Raw genomic sequence first — 2091 nt, forward strand, 5'->3', positions numbered from 1 at the left:
CCTGCCAGGGGTATCAGGCGATACCCCCTTGTCCCGAATTCATTGTGGCAGAGCTGCAGTGCAACACAAGCCCGACCATCCGCGCCTACCTTGATCGAGGCGCCCCGTCAGCTCAGAAAAACACGCTGACAAAATGATGAAAATCAAGCAAATAAAAAAAGACCGACACCAGGAGCATCGGTCTTCTGCCTTAATGCGAGCCAATATCCTCGCCTCAGTGTCAGCGATTTCCTACACGCCGAACCGCGTAGGGCAACGCCGTTCGCTTACTGTCCCTTGATGGCCGAACGACCCGGATAGCCCACGCGCTCTCCCAGCTCGTTCTCGATCACCAGCAGGCGGTTGTACTTGGCCACGCGATCGGAGCGGCACAGCGAACCGGTCTTGATCTGGCCGGCACAGGTGCCCACGGCCAGATCGGCGATGGTAGTGTCCTCGGTCTCGCCGCTGCGGTGGGAGATCACCGCGGTGAAGCCGGCATCCTGGGCCATCCTGATGGCGTCCAGAGTCTCGGAGAGCGAGCCGATCTGGTTGAACTTGATCAGGATGGAGTTGCCGATCTGCTCATCGATGCCGCGCTTGAGGATCTTGGTGTTGGTGACGAAGAGGTCGTCGCCCACCAGCTGCACGCGGTCGCCCAGCTTGTCGGTCAGCGCCTTCCAGCCGTCCCAGTCGGACTCGTCCATGCCATCCTCGATGGAGACGATGGGGTAGTCGTCGCACAGGCCGGCCAGGTAGTCGGCAAAGCCCTGCGCATCATACTGCTTGCCCTCGCCGGCGAGGTCGTACTGGCCGTCCTTGAAGAACTCGGAGGAGGCACAGTCCAGCGCCAGGGTCACATCGCGGTCGAGTACGTAGCCAGCATCTTCCACCGCCTGCTTGATGACCGCCAGTGCCTCGGCGTTGGACTCGAGGTTCGGCGCGAAGCCGCCCTCGTCGCCCACCGAGGTGGACAGGCCGCGGGCGCCAAGCACCTTCTTCAGGGCGTGGAAGATCTCGGCGCCCATGCGCAGGCCTTCGCGGAAATTCGGCGCGCCCACCGGCTGCACCATGAACTCCTGAATGTCGACGTTGTTGTCGGCATGCTCGCCGCCGTTGAGGATGTTCATCATCGGCACCGGCATGCTGTACTGGCCCGGCTGACCGTAGAGCTCGGCGATATGGGCGTAGAGCGGCACGCCCTTGGCGTTGGCGGCGGCCTTGGCGGCGGCCAGCGACACGGCGAGGATGGCGTTGGCGCCGAGCTTGCCCTTGTTGTCGGTGCCGTCGAGGACCAGCATGGCGTCGTCGAGGCCGCGCTGGTCGCGGGCATCCATGCCGATCAGCCGCTCACGGATGGCACCGTTGATGGCGGCGACGGCCTTCAGCACGCCCTTGCCCAGGTAGCGAGCCTTGTCGCCATCGCGCAGCTCCAGGGCCTCGCGGGAGCCGGTGGAGGCACCGCTGGGGGCACAGGCTACCCCCACGGCACCGCTTTCCAGGCGCACCTCGGCCTGGACGGTGGGGTTACCGCGGGAGTCGAGCACCTCGAGGGCGTGGATTTCGACAATCTTGGTCATCTGTGTCGTCCTTTCAGTCAGTCAGCGTTGATTGTGTCGATGGGAACCGCTTTGCTCTCTCGGCTTGTAGCTGCCTGGGTAACCGGCTTTATTCGATTGTCAGTGCCGGAAAGCCCTTGACCAGGTCGTCGAGCGCCTTGAGCTGCGTCAGGAAGGGTTCGAGCCGGTCCAGCGGCAGCGCACAGGGGCCGTCGCAGAGGGCGGCGTCGGGGTCCGGATGCGCCTCGAGAAAGAGCCCGGCCAACCCCACGGCAATGCCGGCCCGGGCCAGCTCGGCCACCTGTTGACGACGTCCGCCGGCGCTGTCGGCCCGCCCGCCCGGACGCTGCAGGGCATGGGTGACGTCGAAGAAGACCGGACAGCCGGTCTGCTTCATGTCACCAAAACCAAGCATATCGACCACGAGATTATTATACCCGAAGCTCGAGCCGCGCTCGCAAAGCAACACGCGATCGTTACCGGCCTCCTCGCACTTGCGAATGATGTGGCGCATCTCGTGGGGCGCCAGGAACTGCGGCTTCTTGACGTTGAG

The 2091-nt window shown here is 64.1% G+C and carries 1 protein-coding gene and 1 pseudogene; both read right to left on the reverse strand.

All coding sequences use genetic code 11. From position 1 onward, the window contains the following. Positions 1–266: 266 nt before the first annotated feature. Positions 267–1559 carry a phosphopyruvate hydratase gene (eno, locus tag J5F18_RS19035; RefSeq protein ID WP_346300086.1) on the reverse strand — a complete coding sequence of 431 codons (1293 nt, stop codon included), beginning with the start codon at positions 1557–1559 and terminating at the stop codon, positions 267–269. An 88-nt stretch (positions 1560–1647) separates the two neighbouring features. Next, positions 1648–2091: pseudogene (locus J5F18_RS19040) on the reverse strand (3-deoxy-8-phosphooctulonate synthase); the annotation flags it as partial.

This window comes from Halomonas sp. BM-2019 (assembly GCF_017584085.1).